Source organism: Pseudomonas arvensis, assembly GCF_056688935.1.
In genome coordinates this window covers 4912737-4938010 of record NZ_CP162038.1, presented here as the reverse complement: position 1 = coordinate 4938010, position 25274 = coordinate 4912737, and the positions used below count along the sequence as shown (strand labels likewise).

General features: G+C 59.3%; 25 protein-coding genes. 20 read left to right on the top strand and 5 right to left on the bottom strand.

Going from position 1 to position 25274, the window contains the following annotated elements; all coding sequences use genetic code 11:
- Positions 1-154: 154 nt before the first annotated feature.
- The 3 genes from secA (at position 155) to AB3G88_RS22365 (ending at position 5194) form a co-directional block, all read left to right on the top strand.
- The gene (secA, locus tag AB3G88_RS22375; protein ID WP_099585515.1) at positions 155-2890 is read left to right on the top strand and encodes a preprotein translocase subunit SecA; all 2736 of its coding nucleotides are present in this window, start codon (positions 155-157) and stop codon (positions 2888-2890) included.
- Positions 2891-3013: 123 nt separating this feature from the next.
- Positions 3014-4231, top strand: a complete 1218-nt coding sequence (gene argJ, locus AB3G88_RS22370; protein ID WP_099585514.1) for a bifunctional glutamate N-acetyltransferase/amino-acid acetyltransferase ArgJ — start codon at positions 3014-3016, stop codon at positions 4229-4231.
- Between the two features lie 18 nt (positions 4232-4249).
- Entirely contained in the window at positions 4250-5194 is a 945-nt protein-coding gene (locus AB3G88_RS22365; protein WP_112196608.1) for a Nudix family hydrolase, read from the top strand.
- Between the two features lie 118 nt (positions 5195-5312).
- On the opposite strand, the gene AB3G88_RS22360 is transcribed toward AB3G88_RS22365, so the two are convergent.
- The 3 genes from AB3G88_RS22360 to AB3G88_RS22350 are packed head-to-tail and all read right to left on the bottom strand — an operon-like array spanning position 5313 to position 8894.
- Positions 5313-5891, bottom strand: a complete 579-nt coding sequence (locus AB3G88_RS22360) for a cob(I)yrinic acid a,c-diamide adenosyltransferase (protein WP_099585512.1) — start codon at positions 5889-5891, stop codon at positions 5313-5315.
- Between the two features lie 2 nt (positions 5892-5893).
- Positions 5894-7930: a sensor histidine kinase gene (locus AB3G88_RS22355; protein WP_099585511.1), complete on the bottom strand. Its 2037-nt coding sequence runs from the start codon at positions 7928-7930 to the stop codon at positions 5894-5896.
- Positions 7931-7976: 46 nt separating this feature from the next.
- Positions 7977-8894 (bottom strand): putative 2-dehydropantoate 2-reductase, encoded by a 918-nt coding sequence (locus AB3G88_RS22350; protein ID WP_480451703.1) that lies wholly within the window; start codon positions 8892-8894, stop codon positions 7977-7979.
- A 123-nt stretch (positions 8895-9017) separates the two neighbouring features.
- Here AB3G88_RS22350 and AB3G88_RS22345 point away from each other — a divergent pair, with 123 nt between their 5' ends.
- Both AB3G88_RS22345 and AB3G88_RS22340 read left to right on the top strand, forming a co-directional pair.
- Entirely contained in the window at positions 9018-9503 is a 486-nt protein-coding gene (locus tag AB3G88_RS22345) for a YajQ family cyclic di-GMP-binding protein (RefSeq protein ID WP_003209785.1), read from the top strand.
- 136 nt (positions 9504-9639) lie between these two features.
- Positions 9640-10479 (top strand): mechanosensitive ion channel family protein, encoded by an 840-nt coding sequence (locus AB3G88_RS22340; protein ID WP_250926376.1) that lies wholly within the window; start codon positions 9640-9642, stop codon positions 10477-10479.
- Positions 10480-10757: 278 nt separating this feature from the next.
- Here AB3G88_RS22340 and AB3G88_RS22335 read toward each other — a convergent pair whose 3' ends face one another.
- A complete protein-coding gene (locus AB3G88_RS22335; protein ID WP_099585508.1) occupies positions 10758-12098 on the bottom strand; it encodes an OprD family porin in 1341 nt (446 codons plus the stop codon).
- Positions 12099-12841: 743 nt separating this feature from the next.
- Here AB3G88_RS22335 and AB3G88_RS22330 point away from each other — a divergent pair.
- Complete coding sequence (locus tag AB3G88_RS22330) at positions 12842-13267, top strand: HIT domain-containing protein (protein ID WP_480451700.1); 426 nt, start codon at positions 12842-12844, stop codon at positions 13265-13267.
- A gap of 3 nt (positions 13268-13270) precedes the next feature.
- The gene (locus tag AB3G88_RS22325) at positions 13271-13477 is read left to right on the top strand and encodes a SlyX family protein (RefSeq protein ID WP_017847119.1); all 207 of its coding nucleotides are present in this window, start codon (positions 13271-13273) and stop codon (positions 13475-13477) included.
- 71 nt (positions 13478-13548) lie between these two features.
- Here the strand turns inward: AB3G88_RS22325 and AB3G88_RS22320 are convergent, their stop codons facing one another.
- Complete coding sequence (locus AB3G88_RS22320; protein WP_032890906.1) at positions 13549-14151, bottom strand: cold-shock protein; 603 nt, start codon at positions 14149-14151, stop codon at positions 13549-13551.
- Positions 14152-14576: 425 nt separating this feature from the next.
- Here AB3G88_RS22320 and AB3G88_RS22315 point away from each other — a divergent pair, with 425 nt between their 5' ends.
- The 13 genes from AB3G88_RS22315 to tolB all read left to right on the top strand — a co-directional run bounded on the left by AB3G88_RS22315 (position 14577) and on the right by tolB (position 25225).
- Positions 14577-15050 (top strand): Dps family protein, encoded by a 474-nt coding sequence (locus tag AB3G88_RS22315; RefSeq protein WP_099585507.1) that lies wholly within the window; start codon positions 14577-14579, stop codon positions 15048-15050.
- 180 nt (positions 15051-15230) lie between these two features.
- Positions 15231-15572, top strand: a complete 342-nt coding sequence (locus AB3G88_RS22310) for a ribbon-helix-helix domain-containing protein (protein ID WP_099585506.1) — start codon at positions 15231-15233, stop codon at positions 15570-15572.
- A 170-nt stretch (positions 15573-15742) separates the two neighbouring features.
- Complete coding sequence (locus AB3G88_RS22305) at positions 15743-15964, top strand: FmdB family zinc ribbon protein (RefSeq protein WP_010208103.1); 222 nt, start codon at positions 15743-15745, stop codon at positions 15962-15964.
- A 107-nt stretch (positions 15965-16071) separates the two neighbouring features.
- The gene (aspS, locus tag AB3G88_RS22300) at positions 16072-17847 is read left to right on the top strand and encodes an aspartate--tRNA ligase (RefSeq protein WP_099585505.1); all 1776 of its coding nucleotides are present in this window, start codon (positions 16072-16074) and stop codon (positions 17845-17847) included.
- A 135-nt stretch (positions 17848-17982) separates the two neighbouring features.
- On the top strand, positions 17983-18729 hold the full coding sequence (locus AB3G88_RS22295) for a YebC/PmpR family DNA-binding transcriptional regulator (RefSeq protein WP_099585504.1): 747 nt from the start codon (positions 17983-17985) through the stop codon (positions 18727-18729).
- Positions 18730-18822: 93 nt separating this feature from the next.
- Positions 18823-19347 carry a crossover junction endodeoxyribonuclease RuvC gene (gene ruvC / locus AB3G88_RS22290; RefSeq protein ID WP_099585503.1) on the top strand — a complete coding sequence of 175 codons (525 nt, stop codon included), beginning with the start codon at positions 18823-18825 and terminating at the stop codon, positions 19345-19347.
- 68 nt (positions 19348-19415) lie between these two features.
- Complete coding sequence (gene ruvA / locus AB3G88_RS22285; protein WP_099585502.1) at positions 19416-20027, top strand: Holliday junction branch migration protein RuvA; 612 nt, start codon at positions 19416-19418, stop codon at positions 20025-20027.
- The gene (gene ruvB / locus AB3G88_RS22280; protein ID WP_099585501.1) at positions 20028-21086 is read left to right on the top strand and encodes a Holliday junction branch migration DNA helicase RuvB; all 1059 of its coding nucleotides are present in this window, start codon (positions 20028-20030) and stop codon (positions 21084-21086) included.
- Between the two features lie 139 nt (positions 21087-21225).
- Positions 21226-21681, top strand: coding sequence for a tol-pal system-associated acyl-CoA thioesterase (gene ybgC / locus AB3G88_RS22275; protein ID WP_032890914.1), 456 nt, complete (start codon positions 21226-21228; stop codon positions 21679-21681).
- Position 21682: 1 nt separating this feature from the next.
- Positions 21683-22378, top strand: coding sequence for a protein TolQ (gene tolQ / locus AB3G88_RS22270; protein WP_032890916.1), 696 nt, complete (start codon positions 21683-21685; stop codon positions 22376-22378).
- Between the two features lie 23 nt (positions 22379-22401).
- Positions 22402-22854 (top strand): protein TolR, encoded by a 453-nt coding sequence (tolR, locus tag AB3G88_RS22265; RefSeq protein WP_160384999.1) that lies wholly within the window; start codon positions 22402-22404, stop codon positions 22852-22854.
- Positions 22854-23927: a cell envelope integrity protein TolA gene (tolA, locus tag AB3G88_RS22260; protein WP_480451695.1), complete on the top strand. Its 1074-nt coding sequence runs from the start codon at positions 22854-22856 to the stop codon at positions 23925-23927. The genes tolR and tolA overlap by 1 nt, the downstream gene beginning before the upstream one ends.
- Before the next feature lie 17 nt (positions 23928-23944).
- Positions 23945-25225 (top strand): Tol-Pal system beta propeller repeat protein TolB, encoded by a 1281-nt coding sequence (tolB, locus tag AB3G88_RS22255; protein WP_174244834.1) that lies wholly within the window; start codon positions 23945-23947, stop codon positions 25223-25225.
- Positions 25226-25274: the final 49 nt, after the last annotated feature.

The window sequence follows — 25274 nt, the reverse complement described above, 5'->3', positions numbered from 1 at the left end:
AAGCCCTCTCACAGCACCATGCCAGCGTCGGGGAACAACGCCACTTTCCTCACCCACGATTCCGGGTAGAATGCGCGTTCGCATGCGGCCGTGAGGGCTGCTCGGGCCACTCACGGTGCGCCCTCCATCCCTATGTGTGGAAGAACCTGCCGATATGTTTGCGCCTTTGTTAAAGAAACTTTTTGGAAGCAAGAATGAGCGCGAAGTCAAACGCATGCTCAAGACGGTGCAGCTGGTCAATGCCTTCGAAGAGCAGATGGTTGCCCTGTCGGACGAGCAATTGCGCGCCAAGACCCAAGAGTTCAAGGCCCGCATAGCTAAAGGTGAAACCCTCGACAAGCTGCTTCCCGAAGCCTTTGCGGTCGCCCGTGAAGCCGGTAAGCGTGTCATGGGCATGCGCCACTTCGACGTCCAGTTGATCGGCGGCATGACCTTGCATGAAGGCATGATTGCCGAAATGCGTACAGGTGAAGGCAAGACCCTGGTAGCGACCCTGGGTGTTTACCTCAACGCACTGTCCGGCAAGGGCGTGCACGTTGTGACGGTGAACGACTACCTGGCTCGCCGGGACGCCAACTGGATGCGCCCGCTGTATGAATACCTCGGCCTGACCGTCGGTGTGGTCACACCGTTCCAGCCGCCGGAAGAGAAGCGCGCTGCCTACGCGTGCGACATTACCTACGGCACCAACAACGAATTCGGTTTCGACTACCTGCGCGACAACATGGCGTTCAGCATGGATGAAAAATTCCAGCGCGAACTCAACTTTGCCGTGATCGACGAAGTCGACTCCATCCTCATCGACGAAGCCCGCACCCCACTGATCATCTCCGGCCAGGCCGAAGACAGCTCGCGCCTCTACACCGAGATCAACAAGTTGATCCCGCGTCTGGAGCAGCACATCGAGGAAGTGGAAGGCGTGGTGACCAAAGAAGGTCACTTCTCCATCGACGAGAAGACCCGTCAGGTCGAACTCAACGAGGCGGGTCACCAGTTCGTCGAAGACATGCTGACCCAGATCGGCCTGCTGGCTGAAGGCGAAAGCCTGTACTCGGCGCATAACCTGGGCCTGCTGACCCACGTGTACGCCGGCCTGCGCGCCCACAAGCTGTTCCATCGCAACGTTGAATACATCGTGCAGGATGGCCAGGTGGTACTGGTCGACGAACACACCGGTCGTACCATGCCGGGTCGTCGTCTGTCCGAAGGCCTGCACCAGGCTATCGAAGCCAAGGAAGTGCTTAACATCCAGGCCGAAAGCCAGACGTTGGCCTCTACCACCTTCCAGAACTACTTCCGTCTGTACAACAAACTGTCCGGCATGACCGGTACAGCGGACACCGAAGCGTTTGAATTCCACCAGATCTACAGCCTGGCCGTGATGGTGATTCCACCGAACAAGCCGCTGGCACGTAAAGACTTCAACGACCTGGTGTTCCTGACCGCCGAAGAGAAGTACGCGGCGATCATCAACGACATCAAGGACGGCCTGGCCCAGGGCCGCCCGATCCTGGTGGGTACCGCAACCATCGAGACTTCCGAGCACGTGTCCAACCTGCTCAACAAGGAAGGCATCGAGCACAAGGTCCTCAACGCCAAGTTCCACGAAAAAGAAGCAGAGATCATTGCCCAGGCCGGTCGCCCAGGCGCACTGACCATCGCCACCAACATGGCCGGTCGTGGTACCGACATCCTGTTGGGCGGTAACTGGGAAGTGGAAGTGGCGTCCCTGGACAACCCGACTCCTGAGCAGATCGCCCAGATCAAGGCTGACTGGCAGAAGCGCCACCAGGCCGTGCTGGAGTCCGGTGGCCTGCAGGTGATTGCGTCCGAGCGTCACGAATCGCGCCGTATCGACAACCAGCTGCGTGGTCGTGCCGGCCGTCAGGGTGACGCCGGTTCCAGCCGCTTCTACCTGTCCCTGGAAGACAGCCTGATGCGCATCTTCGCCTCGGATCGGGTGAAGAACTTCATGAAAGCCCTGGGCATGCAGTCCGGTGAAGCGATCGAGCACCGCATGGTGACCAACGCCATCGAGAAGGCGCAGCGCAAGGTTGAAGGCCGTAACTTCGACATTCGCAAGCAACTGCTTGAGTTCGATGACGTCAACAACGAACAGCGTAAAGTGATCTATCACATGCGTAACACGTTGCTGGCCGCCGACAACATTGGCGAGACCATCGCCGATTTCCGCCAGGACGTGCTCAACGCCACCGTCAGCGCACATATCCCGCCACAATCCCTGCCAGAGCAGTGGGATGTTGCCGGTCTGGAAGCCGCGTTGAAGAGCGACTTCGGTGTCGACTTGCCGGTCCAGCAATGGCTCGACGAAGACGATCACCTGTACGAAGAGACGCTGCGCGAGAAGCTGATGACCGAGCTGCTGGCCGCGTACAACGAGAAAGAAGAGCAAGCGAGTGCCGAGGCACTGCGCACCTTCGAGAAACAAATCGTGCTGCGCGTGCTGGACGACCTGTGGAAAGACCACTTGTCGACCATGGACCACCTGCGTCACGGCATCCACCTGCGTGGCTACGCCCAGAAGAACCCGAAGCAGGAGTACAAGCGCGAGTCGTTCACGCTGTTCTCCGAGTTGCTGGATTCGATCAAGCGCGATTCGATTCGTGTGCTGTCCCACGTTCAGGTGCGTCGCGAAGACCCGATCGAGGAAGAAGCCCGCCTGCGTCAGGAAGCCGAAGCACTGGCGGCGCGCATGCAGTTCCAGCATGACGAAGCACCGGGTCTGGAAGCACCTGAAGTGTTGGGTGAAGAGGTCGATGTGGCCTTGGCTCAGGCTCCGGTTCGCAATGATCAGAAGCTGGGCCGCAACGAACTGTGCTACTGCGGTTCGGGCAAGAAATTCAAACACTGCCATGGCCAGATCGAATAAGATTTTCGCCTGACGCTGCAATACCCCGCGCCGCGACCGGCCTCTGCCGTCGCGGCGTTTTGCCATTAATTTCACCGTCGATTACGACGGCACAGACATCATCTATTTATAAGGAGCGCGTTCATGGCTGTTGGTCTTGGTCCTTTGCCCACATTGCACCCGGTTGCCGGTTTTGAGCTCGGTATCGCGTCGGCCGGCATCAAGCGCCCGGGGCGCAAGGATGTGGTGGTGATGCGCTGTGCCGAAGGTTCGACCGTCGCCGGTGTGTTCACCCTCAACGCCTTCTGCGCCGCTCCGGTGATCCTGGCCAAGCAGCGTGTTGCCGGCACCATCCGTTACCTGCTGACCAACACCGGCAATGCCAACGCTGGCACCGGTGAGCCGGGTTTGGTTGCAGCAGCGCGTACCTGCGCCAAGCTGGCCGAGTTGACCGGCGTGGATGCCAGCCAAGTGCTGCCGTACTCCACCGGTGTCATCGGCGAGCCGCTGCCGGTGGAGAAAATCGAAGGCGCCTTGCAAGCCGCGTTGGACGACCTGTCTGTGGATAACTGGGCGGCCGCCGCCACTGGCATCATGACCACCGATACCCTGCCCAAAGGCGCGAGCCGTCAGTTCGTGCACGACGGTGTGACTGTTACCGTCACGGGTATCAGCAAGGGCGCGGGCATGATTCGCCCGAACATGGCCACCATGCTCGGCTACATCGCCACCGACGCCAAAGTCTCCCGCGACGTGCTGCACAGCCTGATCCTGGATGGCGCCAACAAATCGTTCAACCGCATCACCATCGATGGCGATACCTCGACCAACGACTGCTGCATGCTGATCGCCACCGGCCAGGCCAACCTGCCGCAAATCACCGAGGCCAGCGGCCCGTTGTTCGCAGCATTGAAGCAGGCGGTGTTTGAAGTCTGCATGGACGTGGCCCAGGCCATCGTGCGTGACGGCGAAGGCGCCACCAAGTTCGTGACGGTTGAAGTCAACGGCGGCGGCAATCACCAGGAATGCCTGGATGTCGGCTACACCGTGGCCCACTCGCCGCTGATCAAGACTGCACTGTTCGCCTCCGATCCGAACTGGGGTCGCATCCTCGCCGCCGTCGGCCGTGCCGGTGTGCCGGACCTGGACGTGAGCAAGATCGACGTTTTCCTCGGTGATGTGTGCATCGCCAGCCGTGGCGCCCGCGCTGAGAGCTACACCGAAGCCCAGGGTTCGGCGGTGATGCAGCAGGAAGAAATCACCATCCGCATTGAGTTGGGTCGCGGCGACTGCAGCGAAACCATCTGGACCACCGACCTGTCCCACGAATACGTGAAGATCAACGCGGAATACCGTACCTGAGCCTGGAGGATAAGCGCGGTGAAACGAGTGCATGTAGCAGCAGCGGTGATCCGCGGTGTCGATGGCAGGATCCTGCTGGCGCGCCGCGCCGATACTCAGCATCAGGGCGGTCTCTGGGAGTTTCCCGGCGGCAAGGTCGAGGCGGGCGAGTCCGTCGCTACGGCCTTGTCCCGCGAATTGCAGGAAGAACTGGGCATCCAGGTGACCACGGCGCGGCCGTTGATCAAGGTGCAGCATGACTACCCGGACAAGCAGGTGTTGCTGGATGTCTGGGAAGTCTCGGCCTTTACCGGCGAGCCCCACGGTGCCGAAGGGCAACCCCTGGAGTGGGTGGCACCTCGGGATCTGATCAATTACGAGTTCCCGGCCGCTAACGCTCCAATCGTTGCCGCCGCGCGCTTGCCCGCCGATTACCTGATTACCCCCGGCGAGCTGGAAACCCCGACCCTGTTGCGCGGGATTCAGAAGGCTATCGCGGGTGGCATCAAGCTGGTCCAACTGCGTGCGCCCAACGGTTACGACCCTAAATATCGCGACTTGGCGGTGGATGCGGTGGGGCTGTGTGCGGGCAAGGCACAGTTGATGCTCAAGGGGCCGTTTGAATGGTTGGGGGATTTCCCTGCGGCCGGTTGGCACATGACCTCGGCCCAATTGCGCAAATACGCGAGCAAGGGCCGGCCGTTGCCGAAAGACCGTTGGTTGGCGGCGTCCTGCCACAACGCTGAGGAACTGGCGCTGGCAGAAATGATGGACGTGGATTTTGTCACGCTGTCGCCGGTGCAGCCGACCCAGAGCCATCCAGATGCCCAGCCTTTGGGTTGGGAGCAGGCGGCGGAGTTGATTCGTGGGTTCAGCAAGCCGGTGTTTCTGTTGGGCGGGGTTGGACCTGCAGAGCGGGAACAGGCTTGGGAAGCCGGGGCTCAAGGTGTTGCTGGGATTCGGGCGTTCTGGCCTGAGGGTTGATGTTGTCCTGACTGGCCTCATCGGGGGCGAGCCCCCTCCCACACTTGAATGCATTCACAAATCAAGGGTGGGAGGGGGCTTGCCCCCGATAGGGCCCTAAAGGTCACCCAAAAAACCATCAGTGTGGCTTGGCGGCAGCTTGCCACAGCACTTCAGCCACACCCTGGCGTCTGGCGATCACTCGCGCCGCCACAAACAGCAAGTCCGACAGCCGATTGATATACGCCAGCCCCACGCCCTCCAACGGCTCCACTGCATTGAGGTGCTGACAACGTCGTTCTGCAGTGCGCGCCAGGCTGCGACATACATGGGCCTGGGCGATCAGCGCCGAGCCACCGGGCAGGATGAAGTTCTCCAGCGGCCCGACCTCGTCATTCCAGCGATCAATCGCGGCCTCCAGCCGATCCACTTCCGCTGCGTTCAACGCCTTGTACACCGGCATCGCCAGCTCACCGCCGAGGTCGAACAGTCGATGTTGGCAGGGCGCCAGCACCTCGATCACGTCTTTCAGCTCTGGATGCTTGCCGCTCTGTTCTTCCAGCCCCGCCAGCAATAGTCCCAGCTGGCTGTTCAACGTATCGACTTCGCCGATGGCCTCCACGCGCGGGTGGTCCTTGGGCACACGGCGGCCGTCGCCGAGGCCGGTTTCGCCCTTGTCTCCGGTGCGGGTGTAAATCTTCGACAGGCGAAAGCCCATGGTCAGTGCTCCAGTTGGGTCAGTTCGTAGGGCGGCAGTTGGCTGCCGGCCAAGGGTAAGCGCAGGGTAAAGCAGGTGCCCTGGCCGAGAGTGGAGTGCACCTCCATCTGGCCTTTGTGATTGTTGGTGATGATGAAGTACGACACTGAGAGCCCCAGCCCGGTGCCCTGGCCGATTTCCTTGGTGGTGAAGAACGGTTCGAAGGTGCGTTTGCGTACGTTTTCACTCATGCCAATGCCGTTGTCTTCCACCTGGATCTCTGCCCACGGCGGGTTGAGACGTGTGCGCAGGATGATGCGCCCCGGTTCGCGATCGTCTTCACGTAAGTGAATGGCCTGGGCCGCGTTTTTCAGCAGGTTGAGCAGCACTTGTTCCAGTTCGTTGGCGGTGCCCGGCACCGGACCCAACTGTGGGTCGAACTGGCGGGTGATCGCCTGGCCCTTGAAGTCGAAGCCGATGGCCAGGTCGAAGTCGTTGCCGGCAATTTCCACGGCCTGGTCGATCAGCGCTGGCAGGTCGCAAGGCGCCATCTGCCGGTTGCTGCGGCGGCTGAAGCTGAGCATATGGGTAACGATCTTGGCCGCCCGCGCTCCAGCCTGCTGGATACCGTCGAGCAGTTGCGGCACCTCGCGGCCTTCAAGGTAGCGGTTGACGATGTCCAGCTCGATACCTGCCTGCTCGGCGTATTCCAGGTTCTTGGGCAGGTCGGACGACAACCGGCGTCGGATGTTCTGCACGTTGTGCAGGATCGCCCCCAGCGGGTTGTTGATCTCGTGGGCCATGCCGGCGGCAAGCCCGCCGACCGAGAGCATTTTTTCCGACTGCACCATCATTTCTTCCAGGGACAGGCGCTGGGTGATGTCGTCGATGCGGATTACCACGCCACGCCCGGCGCCGCCCATCAGTGGGTAGAAGGTCAGGGCGTAATGCTTGGGCTCGTCGTCCTTGATCCAGGTGACGCGCTCGATGCGCTCTACCGTGTGTTGCTCCACCGTGGCCTTGATCTGCGGCAGGTAGGGTTTGAGCGGTTGGAACGCGAGGTAGATCGGCTGATTCAAGGCCTCGTCCAGACGTGTACCGGAAAGCGCGCTGGCTTCCTGGTTCCACTGGGTGACATAGAGCTGCTCGTCCAGGGCGATCAGTGCCGACGGCATCGAGTCGATGATGCTGTTCAGGTAATTCTGAAAACCGGTGAGTTTTTTCTCGATCTTGCTGCGAACCTGGACTTCCAGCTCCAGTTTCCGGTTGGTGTGGCGGGTCTCTTCGGCCAGGCCTTGGGCTTGGTCGTAAGCCGCTTGAGAGTCGTCCCGTGCGCGCTTGAGTTGTTGTTCGCGGGCTTCGATGCGCGACAACATGGTGTTGAAGGCTTCGGCCAGGCTGCCGATTTCATCGTGGTTGCCACGGCCGGCGCGCAAGGCGTAGTTCTCTTCGCGGGTGACCTGGCGTGACAGTTCTTCCAGCTCGTGGATCGGCCGGGTGATCAGGCGTTTGATCTGCCGGGCGATGATCAGCCACAGCAACACACTGAAAATCAGGATCCCCAGGCTCGCCGTCAGCGTACCGGTGTAGAAGGCCACCGGCAGCTCACTGCTGGCCACCAGCAGCAAGTGCCCGGAAGGCTGGCCAGCGCGGGGCAGGGTGATGATCTGGTTGCTGCGAAACTCCGTCACCCGCCACGCCTCGATATGCCGATAGTTGTCTGGCAGGTGCAGGCGGTCACCGTGTTGCATCTGCGCCAGGCGGTTGCCTTCGCCGTCATACAGCGCGGCGGCGCGCAATGGCGAATAGCTGGTCAGCTCACTGAGCAAGGCGTCGGCGTTGGCGGGGGATTCGAGGGCTTCGGCGGCAAGGGCGGGGTTGGAGACCAGGCGACCGATGGCCTGCAGGGCCTGGGGCGCCATGCTTTCCTGGGAGATCCAGTAGGCGGCGCTGATAAACGTCAGGTTGGCCACCAGCAATACGGTGGTCAACAACACCAGCAGGGCCGCCAGCAGTTTCTGCCCTACCGGTAGATTTTCAAGACGCTGGCGCAGTGGCATCAGGGTTTTCCCAGGTGATAGACAGGTAGGCAGGGTAGCGCGTGCCTCAGTCGCTGGCCAATCCGTGTGCGCGCAAATGCTCGACCAGGCGCGCTTGCAACTGTTGCAGGTGCGGCAACACCAATTGATGGCGGGCCGCTGCCTGGCAGGCGTAGCCCAGCAGGTAGCTGATCTCGGTACGCCGTGCGTTGGCCACGTCCTGGTGCATGGACGAGTAATTGGCCGCCGTGGCCTGGATCACCCGCAGCACTTCGCTGTGCAGGTCCTGTGCGGCGGCGGGCTGGCCGCAGCATTCGAGCAGCTCGGCCAGTTCAGCGCACAAGGTCGCCACTTCACACGCGTGGGCTTGCAAGCCGCCGTTGCGGCACTGGTAAAGCACGGTCAGGGGATTGATGGCGCAATTGAGCGCCAGTTTGCGCCACAGCCGCGTAAGAATGTCGGCACTCCACTCGTGGGGGATGCCGGCAGCGTGCAGGTCGTCCAGCCACAGCGGCGGGGCGGCGTGGCGCGCATCCCCCAGCCAGGTGTAGCCGTGGCCGGCAAATACCACGCGCCAATCGCCATCACGAAATGCGCCTTCGGTGCTGGAGGCGAAGACGCAGCGTGCCTGGGGCACCTGGGCGGCCACGGCGTCCTGGCTGCCGAGGCCGTTTTGCAACAGGATCAGTTCCGCGTCTGGCGCCAGCCGGTGTTGCAGTTGTGCGACGGCGCCCTGGGCGTCGTAGGCTTTGCACGCCACCAGCAAGCGATGAATCGGCTCTGGGCTGTCAGGCGTTTCGCCGACTACCGGGTAAGTCTGTTCCACACCCTGCTCGACTAGGGTCAGGCCCTGGCCGGCTCGATAGTCGGTCAGGCGCGCCTCATTGCGCAGGATCAGCCTGACGGGCACGCCTGCGCGCGCCAGCCGTGCGGCCCAGAGTGTGCCCAGGCTGCCGGCGCCAAGAATATGCCAGGGGGTCGCCATCAGTGTGTACTCCATAAGCTCGCCAGCGGTGAACGGCGCGAAAGAACCGCTATAATGCCCCGGCATTTTAGCTCGGGCGCGCTCCATCTCTACTGAACCCGCCCCTTATATTGGAGAAATCACATGCCTTCGTTCGACGTGGTATCTGAACTGGACAAACACGAAGTCACCAACGCCGTCGAGAACGCCGTCAAGGAGCTGGACCGTCGCTATGACCTGAAGGGCAAGGGCAGCTTCGAGTTCAAGGAAAAGGAACTGACCGTCAACCTGACCGCTGAAGCCGATTTCCAGCTGGAAGCGATGATCGAGATCCTCAAGCTGTCGCTGGTCAAGCGCAAGATCGACGCGCAGTGCCTTGAAATCAAGGACGCCTACGCCTCCGGCAAACTGATGAAGCAGGAAGCCGTGCTCAAGGAAGGCATCGACAAGGAGCTGGCGAAGAAGATCGTCGCTCATGTCAAGGACGCCAAGCTCAAAGTCCAGGCCGCCATCCAGGGCGAGCAGGTTCGTATCACCGGCAAGAAACGTGACGACCTGCAAGAGGCCATCGCGGCCCTGCGCGCCAAAACCTTCGACATGCCGCTGCAGTTCAATAACTTCCGCGACTGATGGCACCGTGGGGAACCCGTGGGCGATTTTGACGTCCCACGCCCCATAACCAGTGCCTACAATTGAGCCCTACGGGGCTCATTTGCGTTTTTAGGCAGTCAATAAAGCCGCACATCCGCCAAACAGGAGAAGCTACATGGATTTGAACGCTGAAATGGATCACTTGATCAAGACCTCACAGTCGTGGATCCCGATGATCATGGAATACGGCAGCCGGGTATTGCTGGCGGTGCTCACGCTGGCCATTGGCTGGTGGCTGATCAACGTATTGACCAATCGCGTGGGGCGTCTGCTGGCCATGCGCAATGCCGATCTTGCGTTGCAACACTTCATCACCAGCCTTGCGAATATCGCGCTCAAAGTCATGCTGGTGGTCAACGTGGCGTCGATGATCGGTGTGGCAACCACCTCGTTCGTCGCCGCGATTGGTGCCGCAACCCTGGCTATCGGCCTAGCGCTGCAAGGCAGCCTGGCGAATTTCGCCGGTGGCGTGCTGATTCTGTTGTTCCGCCCGTTCCGCATTGGTGACTGGATCGAAGCACAGGGCACCTCGGGCACTGTCGACAGCATCCAGATTTTCCACACCGTGCTGCGCACCGGTGACAACAAGACGGTGATTATTCCTAACGGCAGCCTGTCCAACGGCCTCATCACCAACACCAACCGTCAGCCGACCCGCAAGGTGGTGTTTGACGTGGGTGTGGATTACGACGCTGATTTGCAAAAAGCCCGCGAAGTGCTGCTGGAGCTGGCAAAAGATCCACGCGTGCTGACCGATCCGGCTGCAGTGGCGGTGGTTTCGACCCTGGGCGATAGCTCGATCACGGTTTCCCTGCGCTGCTGGACTAATACGCCGGATTATTGGGACGTAGTGTTCATGTTGAATGAACTGGCACGTGATCGCTTGAAGGTCGCGGGGATTGATATTCCGTTTCCGCAACGGGTGATTCGTGTGGTTCAGGAAGCCGCTGTGTAATCAGTCGCATTGTTAACTTGGCCACTCGGTCAATTATAGCGGTTAAAAACAAGGGGCTTCAGGCCCCTTGTTTGTTGTCAGTCTCTATTTGGTAACTATCAAGTCCTAATTGTGTTGAGTGGCATAATTAGCGAAAGTGACTTGCTTAGTTAGCTTGCTATTTAAGTACTCGATCCCATCAATACACTTTTTATTGGGCATAAAAAAACCGGCGACCTGATCAGGGCGCCGGTTTTTTATTAGCGTTACGCGTTAGCGCAATCAGCTGACCACTGAAATTACAAAATGCTCAGTGGGTATTCTACGATCACACGAGTGTCGATCAGGTTGTCGTAGTTGGTCGCACGGTAGTCGCTGTTGGTGCCGCTGTAGATCGCGTTACGTACGCGGAAGGACAGGCCTTTGGCCGGGCCTTCTTGCAGCACGTACTTGGCTTCCACGTCCCACTCGTGCTCTTTGCCATCGCTGGAATCGGCAACGGTAACGTTGCTACCGCGAGTGTAGCGGGTCATGAAGCTCAGGCCTGGCACGCCGAAGGAGGCCATGTTCAGGTCGTAGCGAGCTTGCCAGGACTTCTCGTCTTCGCCAACGAAGTCGGAGATCTGCACGGAGTTGGCCAGGTAAACGGTACCGCCACCGTCGACGCCGTAGTTGTAACCGGTTTTACCCGAGGACTGCTGGTAAGCCAGGGTGAACTTGTGGGCGTCGATGCTATAGGCAGCTGCCAGGCTCCAGACGCGGTTGTCCAGTTCGCCGGCCAGTTTCTTGCCGTCGTCATTGCTGCGGTAGCCGTTGAAGTCGAAACTCAACGATTGCTTGTCGCTCAGCGGCAGGGTGTAGAAGACGTTGACGTACTGCTTCTTCCAGTAGTCTTCAACATCGGACGCGTGGAACGCGAAAATGAAGTTCTCAAGACCCGAGTAGGTGAAGCCCGCGATGTTTGCTGCGGTCAGACCTGGGTTTTGCTTGCCGGTAACACGGCTGCGACCGTTGATGGTGTCGCGGCCCATACCGGTTTGCGCGCTCAATGCGCTGAAGCGGCCGGCGGTCAATTCCAGACCTTTGATCTCGTTGCTGGTGATCAAGGTGCCGGTGGCGACTTCAGGCAGCAGACGGCCGTCGTCGGTGGTGAAAACCGGGCTGGAAACGAATTGGTTGCCATATTTCAGTACGGTGTCGGAGATGCGCAGTTTCGCCGCACCAGCCACTTTGGATTGGGTGGTTTCTGGCTCGCCAGCGCCATTGGTTGCGAACAGGCCGTTACCGGCGCGGTCCGAAGTACCGTCGAGTCTGAAGCTGCCCATGGCCATGGCATCGATGCCGAAGCCGACGGTGCCTTGGGTGAAGCCGGATTGGTAGGTGACCAGCTCGCTGATGCCGGTGTCCTGGCGGTAGCCGCTGACTTTGTCGTCGGTACCGGTGGTGTAGGTACCGTTACCACGACGTACGTTGCCCACGCCGTCCTTGTAGTCACGGTTCATGTACATTGCACGGGTTTTCGCGGTCAGGGTGCTATCTTCGATAAAACCCTTTGCGTCGTCCTGGGAGGACGCGATTGCGAACTGCGAGGTGCCTGCAGAAACAGCCAGGGCGATCATGCTCCACTTCATCACGCGCATCGTGATTTGCTCCTTTGGTTTTCGGAAGAGTACTGCCGTCCCACCTGTATTTTTATCTGGGCGGCTCTTTCTTTTTTGTGTCGGCGCAAAGTTATATCACGCAGACTCTATTGACGATACTTACCAAACTTTCCTTTCAGCTTCTTTACGAGGCTGTCGTAAATTGCTAGCTCCATGTCGCAAATTCACAGCCCTGAATGCAACGGGACTGACAACTTCAATGCTGTTTCCAAACCGCTTTCGAAGTTTGGAATCTTCCTTGGGATGCATTGAAACGCTGGTGTTCTTCTATCGCGAAACACCTGCTTCCAAACGGGTGTCGTTGCCGACGATGTGAGTGTGAATGCAACAAGCGCGCCCAAACCGGTAACCGAATGTCATTTTTTCGTGAAAAACGTGACGGGCGCGTAAAAACCTCATAAGTACGGGCTTTTTACGCCGTTTTGTTTGGCCTTGACGTGCATGTGTTACGTCCGTTCAGTGGTACTGAAAAGCTGTGCCAGGGAAAAACGTTACCGGTCCACCCTACAAGTGGGTAGTCCGCGGATCCCTTTGATGCACAAGTGGGTCATTTTGGTGCGCCTTTGGGAGGCCCGGATTAGCGTAGCTCAAATAGTTGCCTGCCTCTAAAGGGTGCAGGTTTTTATCGGTTTGCGTTACGTTGCCGCCATTCGCCGTGAAGCCGGGTGCGTTCAACGGTATGCTGGTGCCCTGAACCTGACCTGCCGAACGGAGTGCCCGTGGTGTTCGCCTTAGATCAACGCCTGCAACAAGACACACTGGTCATCGGGGACTTCCCGCTGTGCCGCCTGCTGCTGTCCAATGACGCTAACTATCCCTGGTTCATCCTGGTGCCGCGTATCAAGGATATCAGCGAAGTATTTCAACTGGATGTCGCCAATCAACACGCGCTGTGGCAAGAGACCACGGCCCTGGCGCAGTGGCTGAACGAGGGGTTTGGCGCTGACAAGATGAACATTGGTGCACTGGGCAACGTGGTCAGCCAGTTACATGTGCATGTGATCGTACGCAAACGTGACGACGCCGCCTGGCCCGCCCCCGTGTGGGGCAAGCATCCGGCCCGGCCGTACACGGAGGAGCAAGTGGCGGCCGTTCGTGCACGTCTGCGTGAATGGCTACCTGCCGACTTTATCTTTACCCAGGGCTGAACCATGGATCTGCAAGACCGCGTCACCGACCTGGAAAGCCGCCTGGCCTTCCAGGACGACACCATCGAGACCCTCAATGACATTCTGGTCACCCAGCAGCGGGCCGTCGAACGCCTGCAGTTGCAGATGACCGCGCTGCTCAAGCGCCAGGAAGAAATGGGTGGGCAATTCGAGTCGTCCGAAGAAGAAGCGCCGCCGCCTCACTATTGATCGGCAGGCTATAAAAAAACCGCGATCCAGCCAGGCTGGATCGCGGTTTTTTGTTGCTGCGATCGCTGGAATCAGCGACGCGGCAATGCTGCGATCACGTCTTCGGCTTGCAGGCCTTTGTCGCGATTCATCACGGAGAACTCCACGCGCTGGCCTTCAACCAGAACACGATGGCCTTCGCCGCGAATAGCCCGGAAGTGGACGAAGATATCGTCGCCCGAATCACGGGAAATAAAGCCGAAGCCTTTGGACGTGTTGAACCACTTGACGGTACCGGTATCCCGATTGGTCATGTCGTAGTTTTGCGACGCGGCCGCTGGGGACGAACGGTAGAAGCTGATGGCCAGGTGAAGAGCAATGGCGACCACAGCAATCACCAGGCTGAGCAGGATGGCCGGATGGCCGCCGACTTCAGGCATAGGTGCCAGGAGGGTGAGGGTTTGTACGACAACGGTCAGTACCAGCAGCGCGCTGACCAGATTTTGCAGTTGATGACGTGTGCCTTTGTTCCAGTAAGGGATTACTGGGGCGAGCGTCAGGTTAAGAAGGCCGAACAAGGCCAGGTACAAAGCATCATGTTGTTGCAGGTAGGGCAGGCTTTCAGGCTGCAGGCTCGGGATAAAGGACAGCAGCAACGCTGCAACGCCCGTTAGCAGGTGGACGATTTTCAACATTTTGATTAACTCACGTTAAGACGGATCGCAAGGAAGAGCTGACTGGCACGGTTCGCTTCTGAACAATGGGAGGCGTTGGGCACGTGCACGGGTATCAGCCTATGTCGCTTGCCGTGGGAAAAAACGACGGCGACACGCTGCCTATTTAACAGCAAAGGCTGTGCCTACTCAAATCCAGCATTTGCACGGTGTGCAGGGAGCAGGGCATTTGCGCGTCAAACGTTGGTCCTAGACGGGTGCAGGTGTTTTTAAAGGACGGCGGTGAAACTCCGGCCGTGCTCAAAGACGTGCCTGCCGACGAAAAGCGCGTGAAGCGCAGGACCATTTGCCGCACCTTGTCCTCGGCGGGCTGCGCGTCAGCAGCACTCTTGCTACAGTGGTCCTGCACCTGATCAATGAATGCTAGTCAATTGAAGGGGATAAACATGGCAATCGATATCGGTATCAGCGAAGAAGATCGTAAATCCATCGTCGATGGGCTTTCACGCCTGCTTTCCGATACCTATGTACTGTACCTGAAGACCCACAACTTCCATTGGAACGTCACGGGCCCGATGTTTCGGACGCTGCACTTGATGTTCGAAGAGCAGTACAACGAACTGGCGCTGGCGGTGGACTCCATTGCCGAGCGTATCCGTGCCCTGGGTTTCCCGGCGCCGGGTGCCTATTCGATCTATGCCCGTCTGTCTTCCATCAAGGAAGAGGAGGGCGTACCCAACGCAGAAGAAATGATCAAGCAGTTGGTGGCGGGCCAGGAAGCAGTCACCCGTACTGCGCGCGGTATCTTCCCGTTGCTCGACAAAGTCAGCGATGAGCCGACGGCGGACCTGTTGACCCAGCGCATGCAGGTTCACGAAAAAACCGCGTGGATGTTGCGCTCGCTGCTAGAAAACCAGTAAACCTCGAACCGGAGTGGCGCCGATCGGGCGCCACTTGCTGGTTTCCACGCATTTCCTGGCGTTGTCCTACGCTTATCAACGTCCCGTCTTCTGGCTGCCTGTCTCGTCCTGCTGTTTTATAGGGCCACTGCCCCATGGGAGACCCCGTGGGCTGCTGTTTGGCAATGGAGTGTCAGGTGTATGTCACGTGGAGTGGATACTGGAGTGATGGAAACCGGTGGTTTTCATAAGATAAACGTCGACCCCTTCGCCAAGGGGTTCGATATGGGGCTGGCCAAGCCATTGTCCCGATCGGTGCGACTCAATGGGTTTTCCACTTGTCTGCGGCTTGAGCAGATCTATTGGAATATCCTCACGGAAATCGCCAGGATCAATGCCTGCTCTGTCAGTGCATTGCTGTCTTATGTCGATCGGGAAGTGCACTTGCGCTATGGAGGCGTGAAGAACTTCAGTGGCTTGGTCAGGGTGGTGTGCGTGGTTCATCTGTTAAAAGGTCGTGCTACGTCGCCAACCCCGGAGTGATCGGTAGGCTTTGGGGCCGGTCCGCCGTCGAGGTGGACCAGGCTCCGGGCAGAAAGCCGGCTGCGCTGCCTCGATTTACCAGATATAATCCCGCGCTTTGCTGCGCGTGCCGAGGCTTTATCTTTTGGGCAGGCGTGGCGCAGTAACGATTTGATCGCCGAGACATCGCCATGCCCATGTACGACTATCAATGTGCTTCCTGTGGTCACCAGTTGGAAGCCATCCAGAAGATCAGCGCCGCGCCGCTGGTCGATTGCCCGGCCTGCCAGGCACCCGAGCTCAAGAAGATGTTGTCCATGCCAGGCTTCCGCCTGAGCGGCAGCGGCTGGTACGAGACCGATTTCAAGACCGGCTCTAAGAAAAATCTGGCCGGCGGCGACAAAGCCGACTGAGTTGAACTCCATGCGCAGGCTCCTGCATTATCCGTCCCCTGCTTAACTGTACGGTGACGAGGCAAGCCTCCACCGAATTTCGAATTACGAGAAGTGAAACCACGACCATGATGCGCAGCCACTATTGCGGCCAACTGAACGAGACCCTGGATGGTCAGGAAATTACCCTTTGCGGATGGGTTCACCGTCGCCGCGACCACGGCGGGGTGATCTTCCTCGATATCCGTGATCGTGATGGTCTGGCCCAAGTGGTATTCGACCCGGACCGCGCCGAGAGCTTCGCCGCCGCTGACCGCGTGCGCAGCGAGTACGTCGTGAAGATCACCGGCAAGGTCCGCCTGCGTCCGGCCGGTGCCGTGAACGCAAACATGGCGTCCGGTGGCATCGAAGTGCTGGGTTATGAGCTGGAAGTGCTGAACGAGTCGGAAACCCCGCCGTTCCCACTCAACGAATACTCCGACGTCGGCGAAGAAACCCGCCTGCGCTATCGCTTCCTGGACCTGCGTCGTCCGGAAATGGCCGAGAAGCTGCGCCTGCGTTCGCGCATGACCACCAGCATCCGCCGCTTTCTCGATGAAAACGGCTTCCTCGACGTCGAAACGCCGATCCTGACCCGGGCCACCCCGGAAGGCGCACGCGACTACCTGGTGCCTAGCCGTACTCACGCCGGTTCGTTCTTCGCCCTGCCGCAATCGCCGCAGTTGTTCAAGCAACTGCTGATGGTGGCCGGCTTCGACCGTTACTACCAGATCGCCAAGTGCTTTCGCGATGAAGACCTGCGCGCCGACCGTCAGCCGGAATTCACCCAGATCGACATCGAGACCAGCTTCCTCGATGAAAAAGAGATCATGGGCCTGACCGAGCAGATGATCCGCAACCTGTTCAAGGAAGTGCTGGACCTGGAATTCGGCGAATTCCCGCACATGACTTTCGAAGAAGCCATGCGCCGCTACGGTTCCGACAAGCCAGACCTGCGTAACCCGCTGGAACTGGTGGACGTTGCCGACCAACTCAAAGAAGTTGATTTCAAAGTCTTCAGCGGCCCGGCCAACGACCCGAAATGCCGCATCGCCGCCCTGCGCGTGCCTGGCGGCGCGAGCATGCCGCGCAAGCAGATCGACGACTACACCAAGTTCGTCGGCATCTACGGTGCCAAGGGCCTGGCGTACATCAAGGTCAACGAGCGCGCCAACGGTGTTGACGGCCTGCAATCGCCGATCGTGAAAAACATTCCGCTGGACAACCTCAACGCGATCCTGGACCGCGTCGGCGCAGTCGACGGCGACATCGTGTTCTTCGGTGCCGATAAAGCCAAGATCGTCAGCGAAGCCCTGGGCGCGCTGCGCATCAAGCTGGGCCACGACCTGGACCTGCTGACCTGCAAGTGGGCACCGATGTGGGTGGTCGACTTCCCGATGTTCGAAGAGAACGACGACGGCAGCTTCAGCGCCTTGCACCACCCGTTCACTGCACCGAAGTGCTCGCCCGAGGAGTTGGAAGCCAACCCGGCCGGCGCGCTGTCCCGTGCGTACGACATGGTGCTCAACGGTACTGAGCTGGGTGGCGGTTCGATCCGTATCCACCGCAAAGAGATGCAACAAGCGGTCTTCCGCCTGTTGGGCATCAACGAAGCGGAACAGGAAGAGAAATTCGGCTTCCTGCTCGACGCCCTGAAATATGGCGCGCCGCCTCACGGTGGCCTGGCCTTCGGCCTTGACCGCCTGGTGATGCTGATGACCGGCGCCCAGTCGATCCGTGAGGTGATCGCCTTCCCGAAAACCCAGAGTGCTGCGGACGTCATGACCCAGGCACCGGGCGTGGTGGATGCCAAGGCGTTGCGCGAACTGCATATCCGTCTGCGCGAGACGCCAAAGGCTGAGTAAGGCTGCTGCGCGAAAGCGCTATAGGGTTTTACACAGTCAAAAAGGCGCATCTTCGGATGCGCCTTTGCGTTAAAGAGCTGTATCTCGCCTGGGGCGGGATTGATCAAGGTTTCTAGAGAATTTCGGAGTTGTGTTATGGCTGGCCATTCCAAGTGGGCGAACATCAAGCACCGCAAAGAGCGTCAGGATGCCAAGAAAGGCAAGATTTTTACCAAGTGGATCCGCGAGCTGACCGTCGCTGCCCGTCAGGGCGGTGGTGATCCGGGCTCCAACCCGCGCCTGCGCCTGGCGCTGGACAAGGCTCTGGGCGCCAACATGAGCCGCGACATCATCGACCGCGCCGTGGCCCGTGGTGCCGGTGCGGCCGACACCGACGACATGGTCGAGCTGACCTACGAAGGCTACGGCCCGGGCGGTGTGGCGGTAATGGTCGAGTGCATGACCGATAACCGCAACCGCACGGCCGCTGCGGTGCGTCATGCGTTCAGCAAGTGCGGTGGCAACCTCGGCACTGACGGTTCGGTGGCCTACCTGTTTGAACGCAAGGGCCAGATTTCCTTCGCGCCGGGCGTGGATGAGGATGCGCTGATGGAAGCGGCGATGGAGGCTGATGCCGACGACGTTGTCACCAATGACGACGGCTCCATCGACGTGTTTACCTCGTTTGCCAGCTTCTACGCCGTGCGTAATGCGCTCGAAGCTGCCGGTTTCAAAGGTACTGACGCGGAAATTGTGATGCTGCCGACCACCAGCGCCGAATTGGACCTGGACGGTGCACAGAAGGTACTGAAGCTGCTGGATATGCTGGAAGACCTGGATGATGTGCAGAACGTCTATTCCAACGCTGATATCCCCGAGTCCGTAGCCGAACAGTTGGTCTGACGGACGATGTAGATCCAGATGTGGGAGGGGCAAGCCTCTCCCACATTGGATTTTCTCTGTATCAAAATAGTTTTCATCCAACCCGCAGGCGTTATGACTTTAATCCTAGGTATCGACCCCGGTTCGCGCATCACCGGTTTTGGTGTGGTGCAACACACCCCGCGCGGCTGCGTCTATGTCGCGTCGGGTTGCATCCGCACCGGCGCGGGCGAGTTGGCCGAGCGCCTGCAGATTGTCTATCGCGGTGTGCGGGAAGTGATCCAGACCTACGGGCCGGTGACCATGGGCATCGAAAAGGTGTTCATGGCAAAGAACGCCGATTCGGCGTTGAAACTCGGCCAGGCCCGTGGCGCCGCCATCGTCGCCGGCGCCGAAGAGGGCCTGGAAATCGCCGAGTACACCGCGACCCAGGTCAAGCAGGCCGTGGTCGGCACCGGCGCGGCCAATAAAGAACAGGTGCAGATGATGGTCATGCACATGCTCAAGCTGACGTCGAAGCCGCAGATCGACGCCTCCGACGCCCTGGCCATCGCCATTTGCCATGCGCACACCCGTTCCAGCCTGCTGCCGCACGGCTTGGGCACTGCACGCAGTCGTGGCGGCCGGCTGCGTCTCTGATAGCATCGGCGCAATCGAAATGTGCGGTCAGGCCTTGATCTGACCCCCACGCTTTAAGGATCTGAACCGTGATTGGACGTTTGCGCGGCACCCTGGCTGAGAAACAGCCGCCGCACCTGATTCTGGATGTAAACGGGTTGGGGTATGAGCTTGAAGTGCCCATGACCACCCTGTATCGCCTACCGTCGGTCGGTGAGTCGATAACGCTGCACACCCATTTGGTGGTGCGCGAAGACGCGCAACTACTCTATGGTTTCATCGGCAAGCGTGACCGGGACTTCTTCCGTGAGCTGATTCGCCTTAATGGCGTAGGGCCGAAGCTCGCGCTGGCCTTGATGTCGAGCCTGGAAGTGGACGAATTGGTACGTGCCGTTTCAGCCCAGGACACCTCGGCGTTGACCAAGGTGCCTGGCGTCGGAAAGAAAACCGCCGAGCGCCTGCTGGTAGAACTCAAAGACCGCTTCAAGGCCTGGGAGGTCGTGCCGAGCATGTTTGCCCTGGTGCCGAACCAGCCGGACATGCCTGCTGCGCAAGTCGCCAGCGCTGAAAGTGACGCCGTCAATGCGCTGATCTCCCTCGGCTACAAGCCTCAGGAAGCCAGCAAGGCGGTGTCGGCCATCAAGGACAAGAACCTGAGTGCTGAAGACATGATTCGCCGCGCCCTGAAGGGAATGATTTAAGTGATTGAAGCTGATCGTCTGATCGCGGCCACTGGCCCGCGCGACCGTGAAGAAGTCCAGGATCGGGCCATCCGCCCGCTGAGCCTGGCCGACTACATCGGCCAGCCCACCGTGCGCGAACAGATGGAGTTGTTTATCCAGGCTGCGCGCGGGCGCAGTGAGTCCCTGGATCACACGCTGATCTTCGGTCCGCCGGGGCTGGGTAAAACCACCCTGGCGATGATTATTGCCAATGAGATGGGCGTGTCGATCAAGTCCACCTCCGGGCCGGTGCTTGAGCGGCCGGGTGACCTGGCGGCGCTGCTGACCAACCTTGAACCCCACGATGTGCTGTTTATCGACGAGATTCACCGACTGTCGCCCATTGTCGAGGAAGTGCTGTACCCGGCGATGGAAGATTTCCAGCTCGACATCATGATCGGCGAAGGCCCCGCGGCGCGCTCGATCAAGCTCGACCTGCCGCCGTTCACCCTGGTGGGCGCGACCACCCGTGCGGGCATGCTGACCAACCCGTTGCGAGACCGTTTCGGCATTGTTCAACGTCTTGAGTTCTATAGCACGACGGACCTGGCAACCATCGTCAGCCGTTCGGCGAGCATCCTTGGCTTGCCGCTGGACCCGGAAGGTGCGTTCGAGATTGCGCGCCGGGCCCGTGGCACGCCACGGATCGCCAACCGTTTGCTGCGCCGGGTGCGCGATTTTGCCGAAGTGCGGGCCAAAGGGCATATCACCAAAGCCGTGGCCGACCTGGCGCTCAACCTGCTGGACGTGGACGAACATGGTTTCGATCACCAGGATCGACGTCTACTCTTGACCATGATCGAGAAGTTCGACGGTGGGCCGGTGGGCGTCGACAGCCTGGCTGCGGCCATCAGTGAAGAGCGTCATACCATTGAGGACGTGCTGGAGCCGTACCTGATCCAACAGGGCTACATCATGCGCACGCCAAGGGGGCGGGTGGTGACGCGTCACGCTTATCTGCACTTTGGGTTAAACATTCCGTCACGATTGGGTGAGATGCCCGTGGTAGACGAATTCCTCGATGCAGTGGACGATTAAAAGCATCAGTTGAGTCGATTTATTCGAGGTTTGTGCTGTCCCAGTGTCTGGCGTCGTCATTCAGTCATTGGAAATGTTCGCGAGAATGCAAAAACAGTTGCCCAGCCGGATTGGCAACCTCAGGAGTAAGCACTAGAGTATGCGCGCGCAAAACGGGGATCAGTCGTTCGCACATCGCTGTCGCGTTTATTACGAGGACACTGATGCTGGCGGCATCGTTTATTACGTCAATTACCTCAAGTTCATGGAGCGGGCTCGAACCGAGCGGCTACGGGAGCTGGGCTTTGCCCAATCCCAGCTGGCAGGGGAGGACCTGTTATTCGTCGTGCATTCCAGCGAGGCGCGTTACCACGCGCCGGCGCGACTGGACGACGAGCTGCTGGTCAGCGCTGAAGTAATCGAATTGAACCGTGCCAGCCTGCGTTTCAAGCAGCAGGTCAGGCGGGCCACGGATGCAACGCTGCTCTGTGAGGGGCAGTTCCTGGTGGCGTGTGTGCGCACCAACAGTTTGAAACCTCGGGCCATTCCCGAAACTCTACGTGCGGCCTTTGCCGCCGTGAGCGGCGCGGGTAAACAATCAAAGCAGGAGATTTAGCGTGGAACCTACCGTCGTCGACCATTCCTCCATGTGGAGCCTGGTCAGCAATGCCAGTGTTGTGGTTCAACTGGTGATGCTGATCCTGGTAGCCGCATCGGTTACCTCTTGGGTCATGATTTTTCAGCGCAGCAACCTGCTGCGTGCCGGTCGACGTGCCCTGGAGAGCTTTGAAGAGCGCTTCTGGTCGGGTATCGACCTGTCCAAGCTCTACCGCCAGGCCGGCAGCAACCCGGACCCGGATTCAGGCGTGGAGCAGATCTTCCGTGCCGGCTTCAAGGAATTTTCGCGCCTGCGCCAGCAGCCGGGTGTAGACCCGGAAGCGGTGATGGAAGGCGTGGCCCGCGCCATGCGCGTCGCCATCTCCCGCGAGGAAGAGAAGCTTGAGCAAAGCTTGCCGTTCCTTGCCACCGTCGGTTCGGTCAGCCCCTACATCGGTCTGTTCGGTACCGTGTGGGGGATCATGAACTCCTTCCGTGGCCTGGCCCAGGCCCAGCAAGCGACCTTGGCCACTGTGGCCCCCGGCATCGCCGAAGCCCTGATCGCCACCGCGATCGGTCTGTTCGCCGCTATCCCGGCCGTTATCGCTTACAACCGTTTTGCCGCACGCGGCGAGAACCTGATTGGCCGTTACTACACCTTCGCCGATGAATTCCAGGCGATCCTGCACCGTAAAGTGCACACCAGCGAAGAATAAGCAGGTACTCCCCGATGGCTTTAATCACTCGAGCTCGAACCAAGCGCAAGCCGGTCGCCGAGATGAACGTAGTGCCTTACATCGACGTGATGCTGGTGCTGCTGGTGATCTTCATGGTGACCGCGCCGATGCTCAACCAGGGCGTGAAGGTTGATCTGCCCAAGGTTTCCAGCGAAGCCTTGCCCCAGGACAACAACACCCAGGTACTGACCATTTCGATCAAGGCTGACAAGACCTATTACTGGAACCTTGGCAGCGAAGTCGACACTCAGAAGCAGCAGGACAAGGCCCTGACCCTGCCGGCGATGACCGATGCGGTGACCAAGATCATTCGCTCCGGCAACGAAGGCGGCAAGCACACGCAGGTGTTCATTCGCGGCGACAAGTCGGTCGACTATGGCTCCGTCATGGGCGCCATGGGCGGGCTGCAGAAGGCCGGCGTCGGTAACGTTGGCTTGATTACCGAGGCGCCCTGATGCAGCAACAGCGAGAGCCGTCCGCCTCGGAAAGCTACTTCTGGCCTAGCGTCTGGGCAATTGCCCTGCACGTCCTGGTGTTTGGCATGCTGTTCGTCAGCTTTGCCATGACCCCGGACCTGCCGCCAGCCAAGCCGATCGTGCAGGCGACCCTGTATCAGCTGAAATCGAAGAGTCAGGCCACCACCCAGACCAATCAGAAGATTGCGGGTGAGGCCCAGAAGTCGGCTGCGCGCCAGACTGAAGTCGAACAGATGGAACAGAAGAAGGTCGAGCAGGAAGCGGTGAAGGCTGCTGCGGAACAAAAGAAAGAAGAGGCGGCTCAAAAGGCCGAGGAATCGAAAAAGGCTGACGAAGCGAAGAAGGCCGACGAGGCGAAAAAGGCTGATGAAGCCAAGAAGTCCGAGAAAGCTGCCGAAGCTAAAAAAGCTGAAGAGAAACAATTGGCTGATATAGCCAAGAAGAAATCTGAAGAAGAAGCGAAAAAAGCTGCCGAAGAAGAGGCCAAGAAAAAGGCCGCTGAAGAAGCCAAGAAGAAGATAGTCGAAGACGCGAAGAAGAAAGCCGCCGAAGACGCCAAGAAAAAAGCTGAAGCAGACGAGGCGAAGAAAAAGATCGCCGACGACGCGAAGAAGAAAGCTGCCGCCGATGCCACCAAGAAAAAGGCCCAGGAAGCAGCGCGTAAATCCGCCGAAGAGAAAAAGGCCCAGGCCTTGGCAGATTTGCTCTCCGACACGCCGCAGCGTCAGCAAGCCTTGGCCGATGAACGTGGTGATGAAGTCGCGGGCAGTTTCGACGACCTGATTCGGGCACGGGCAGCAGAAGGCTGGACACGTCCACCTTCGGCACGCAAAGGCATGACAGTAGTGCTGCAGATCGGCATGTTGCCGGACGGTACGGTGACTTCGGTCAGCGTGACCAAGTCCAGTGGTGACGGTTCGTTCGACAGTTCGGCGGTTGCCGCGGTCAAGAACATTGGCCGGTTGACCGAGATGCAGGGAATGAAACCAAGCGACTTCGCTCCCTATCGTTCATTCAAGATGACATTCACACCTGAGGATCTAGCCTTGTGAGAAACCTTCTTCGAGGAATGCTTGTCGTTATTTGCTGTATGGCAGGGATAGCGGCGGCGGATGAAAAAAACATCCTGGTAACCAGCGGTAGCGACCGGGCCACCCCGATTGCTGTAGTTCCGTTCGGTTGGCAGGGCGGTAGCGTGCTGCCGGATGACATGGCCCAGATCGTCAGCGACGACCTGCGTAACTCCGGTTACTACGCGCCGATTCCGAAAGGCAACATGATCAGCCAGCCGAACCAGGCCAGCGAAGTTGTGTTCCGTGACTGGAAAGCCGTTGGTGCCCAGTACCTGATGGTCGGCAACATCGTGCCGGCCGGCGGTCGCCTGCAAATCCAGTACACCTTGTTCAACGTGGCCACCGAGCAGCAGGTCCTGACCGGCAGCGTTTCGGGCACCACCGAGCAACTGCGCGACATGGCCCACTACATCTCGGACCAGTCGTTTGAAAAACTCACCGGTATCAAAGGTGCGTTCTCGACACGCCTGCTTTACGTAACGGCTGAGCGTTTCTCTGTAGATAACACTCGCTACACCCTGCAGCGCTCGGACTACGACGGCGCACGTGCCGTGACCCTGCTGCAATCGCGTGAGCCAATCCTGTCGCCGCGCTTCGCGCCGGACGGCAAGCGTATCGCCTACGTGTCTTTCGAACAGAAGCGTCCGCGCATCTTCGTCCAGCATATCGATACTGGCCGTCGTGAGCAGATCACCAACTTCGAAGGCCTCAACGGTGCGCCAGCCTGGTCGCCGGACGGTTCGCGCCTGGCGTTCGTGCTGTCCAAGGACGGCAACCCGGATATCTACGTGATGAACATGGCTTCGCGCCAGATCAATCGTGTGACCAGCGGCCCGGGTATCAACACTGAACCGTTCTGGGGCAAGGATGGTTCGACCATCTATTTCACCTCTGACCGGGGCGGCAAGCCACAAATCTACAAATCGAGCGTGAGTGGCGGCGGTGCGGAACGAGTGACCTTTATTGGTAACTACAACGCCAACCCTAAGCTTTCGGCTGATGAAAAGACGTTGGTGATGATTCACCGTCAGGATGGTTTCACTAATTTCCGGGTTGCGGCCCAAGATTTGCAGCGCGGAACCGTAAAAATCCTCACAGATACCAACCTTGATGAGTCAGCTACTGTTGCGCCCAACGGCACCATGGTAATCTACGCCACCCGCCAGCAGGGCCGGGGAGTCTTGATGCTCGTGTCCATTAATGGACGCGTAAGGCTCCCGCTTCCTACCGCTCAAGGCGAAGTCAGAGAACCGTCCTGGTCCCCTTACCTGAACTGACGCGGCGCTACAAAAAGAAGTACTTAACACACTGGGGTTCATTAGGAGT

Bases quoted from the DNA above. Each gene is read 5' to 3' on its own strand.
- AB3G88_RS22335 (WP_099585508.1), bottom strand. From the start codon at position 12,098: ATGCGCGTGATGAAGTGGAGCATGATCGCCCTGGCTGTTTCTGCAGGC.
- AB3G88_RS22320 (WP_032890906.1), bottom strand. From the start codon at position 14,151: ATGTTGAAAATCGTCCACCTGCTAACGGGCGTTGCAGCGTTGCTGCTG.
- secA (WP_099585515.1), top strand. From the start codon at position 155: ATGTTTGCGCCTTTGTTAAAGAAACTTTTTGGAAGCAAGAATGAGCGC.
- ybgC (WP_032890914.1), top strand. From the start codon at position 21,226: ATGCGCGCGCAAAACGGGGATCAGTCGTTCGCACATCGCTGTCGCGTT.
- argJ (WP_099585514.1), top strand. From the start codon at position 3,014: ATGGCTGTTGGTCTTGGTCCTTTGCCCACATTGCACCCGGTTGCCGGT.
- AB3G88_RS22340 (WP_250926376.1), top strand. From the start codon at position 9,640: ATGGATTTGAACGCTGAAATGGATCACTTGATCAAGACCTCACAGTCG.
- AB3G88_RS22355 (WP_099585511.1), bottom strand. From the start codon at position 7,930: ATGCCACTGCGCCAGCGTCTTGAAAATCTACCGGTAGGGCAGAAACTG.
- aspS (WP_099585505.1), top strand. From the start codon at position 16,072: ATGATGCGCAGCCACTATTGCGGCCAACTGAACGAGACCCTGGATGGT.
- AB3G88_RS22305 (WP_010208103.1), top strand. From the start codon at position 15,743: ATGCCCATGTACGACTATCAATGTGCTTCCTGTGGTCACCAGTTGGAA.
- AB3G88_RS22310 (WP_099585506.1), top strand. From the start codon at position 15,231: ATGTCACGTGGAGTGGATACTGGAGTGATGGAAACCGGTGGTTTTCAT.
- AB3G88_RS22325 (WP_017847119.1), top strand. From the start codon at position 13,271: ATGGATCTGCAAGACCGCGTCACCGACCTGGAAAGCCGCCTGGCCTTC.
- tolA (WP_480451695.1), top strand. From the start codon at position 22,854: ATGCAGCAACAGCGAGAGCCGTCCGCCTCGGAAAGCTACTTCTGGCCT.
- AB3G88_RS22350 (WP_480451703.1), bottom strand. From the start codon at position 8,894: ATGGCGACCCCCTGGCATATTCTTGGCGCCGGCAGCCTGGGCACACTC.
- tolB (WP_174244834.1), top strand. From the start codon at position 23,945: ATGCTTGTCGTTATTTGCTGTATGGCAGGGATAGCGGCGGCGGATGAA.
- AB3G88_RS22360 (WP_099585512.1), bottom strand. From the start codon at position 5,891: ATGGGCTTTCGCCTGTCGAAGATTTACACCCGCACCGGAGACAAGGGC.
- AB3G88_RS22315 (WP_099585507.1), top strand. From the start codon at position 14,577: ATGGCAATCGATATCGGTATCAGCGAAGAAGATCGTAAATCCATCGTC.
- AB3G88_RS22345 (WP_003209785.1), top strand. From the start codon at position 9,018: ATGCCTTCGTTCGACGTGGTATCTGAACTGGACAAACACGAAGTCACC.
- AB3G88_RS22295 (WP_099585504.1), top strand. From the start codon at position 17,983: ATGGCTGGCCATTCCAAGTGGGCGAACATCAAGCACCGCAAAGAGCGT.
- ruvC (WP_099585503.1), top strand. From the start codon at position 18,823: ATGACTTTAATCCTAGGTATCGACCCCGGTTCGCGCATCACCGGTTTT.